Below are 1550 nucleotides of genomic sequence, written 5' to 3' on the forward strand. Positions count from 1 at the left end.
TTCTAAAAAATGTACTACTTCGCCGCCATATTCAAGCAGTTTCTTTTCAACATGATGGAACACTTCCTCGTCAGGATCATCCAACAATTTTACTAAAGCACTTATCTCTGCGTTATTTTCCATAAAACATACCTACGTTTGCAGTGTTTAATTACTTTTGCAATATTATGCTATTTCAATTTATTACAGATTACCTTAAACACCGTTTAACAGCAAAAAGCCGACATGGAACGCACTCACCATTCGTGTACAAGCTCGCTGATGAGGTAATTTACGATTTTACCGACAAATCTGAATACAAAAACATAGAAGAACAACGAAAAAAACTTTTTAATGACGATTCGATAATCACTGTTACAGACCTTGGGGCGGGTTCTCACCTCAATAAAAATCGTACAAAAAAGGTAAGTCAGATTGCGAAGAATGCGTTGAAAAGTCCACGCCTGGCCAAACTGATTTACCGGTTGGCGARAAATACAAATCCTAAAAGTGCTATAGAATTAGGCACTTGCCTTGGCATTACAACGGCTTATCTGGCCACAACAAGTGCTGATACAGAAGTGATTAGCATCGAAGGTTGCCCGCAAACGGCAGAGGTGGCGAGGAAAAATTTCAAGGATCTAAATTTAGAGAATATAGAGCTTCATGTGGGCAATTTTGATTTGATCCTACCCGATATTATTGCCAAACAGCCAAGTTTAGATTTCGTTTACATTGACGGTAACCACCGCAAGGATGCTACCCTGAACTATTTTAACTGGTGTTTGCCTAAAATTAATGAAGATTCACTGTTGATTTTTGACGATATTTATTGGAGCGAAGGCATGAAAGAAGCCTGGGCTGAAATTAAAAACCATCCTGATGTTACCATAACAGTAGATTTGTTCTGGATCGGCTTGGTTTACTTTAAAAAAGGACAGGCAAAAGAACACTTTAAGCTTAAATTTTAAGAAAATGGAAATCGAACCGAAATTAGAAGGTATCCAAAAACGGTCAGCGCTGTTTATTTTGTTGATTAGTCTTTTTTTAGGGATTGCTTTTTATTTGGTTTCGCTTTTTATTAAAATGAGTGTGCTTACACACATTATGCTGGGCTGGGATGCATTTTGTTTGATGCTGATTACCCTCCATTGGTATATGTTTTTTCATACTTCCGCTGCCGAAACACATCTTAAAGCGAAAATGCAGGATGAAACCCGGGGCGAAATTTTTGCCATTGTGTTGGTTTCTACCTTTGCTGGTCTGCTTGCCGTAATTTTGTTGCTGATTAATAAAGATATTGACCCACTCGATTTAGTAGTAGCCATAACAGGTATGTTTTTATCGTGGTTTTTGGTGCATACCACTTTTAGCATGCGTTATGCACATCTTTATTATGGGGATAATAAAAAAGGGCATTCAAATAAAAAAGGAGCAGGACTTGAATTTCCTGGAGATGATGAGCCCGATTTTATCGATTTCGCCTATTTTTCTTTCGTGCTCGGCATGACTTTCCAGGTTTCTGATGTAGAAATTTCAGATCGGAAGATCAGACGGCTTTCCCTTTTACA

General features: G+C 38.0%; 2 protein-coding genes. Both read left to right on the plus strand.

Features of this window, described 5'->3' with window-relative positions; translation table 11 throughout:
• The first annotated feature begins 167 nt into the window (after positions 1-167).
• The gene (locus AC1DPQ_RS27300; RefSeq protein WP_477611498.1) at positions 168-950 is read left to right on the plus strand and encodes an O-methyltransferase; all 783 of its coding nucleotides are present in this window, start codon (positions 168-170) and stop codon (positions 948-950) included.
• A gap of 4 nt (positions 951-954) precedes the next feature.
• On the plus strand, positions 955-1550 hold a 596-nt coding region (locus AC1DPQ_RS27305), incomplete at its 3' end, for a DUF1345 domain-containing protein (RefSeq protein ID WP_477611499.1).

The sequence above is a fragment of the Pedobacter sp. 01T416_2 genome, assembly GCF_056398925.1.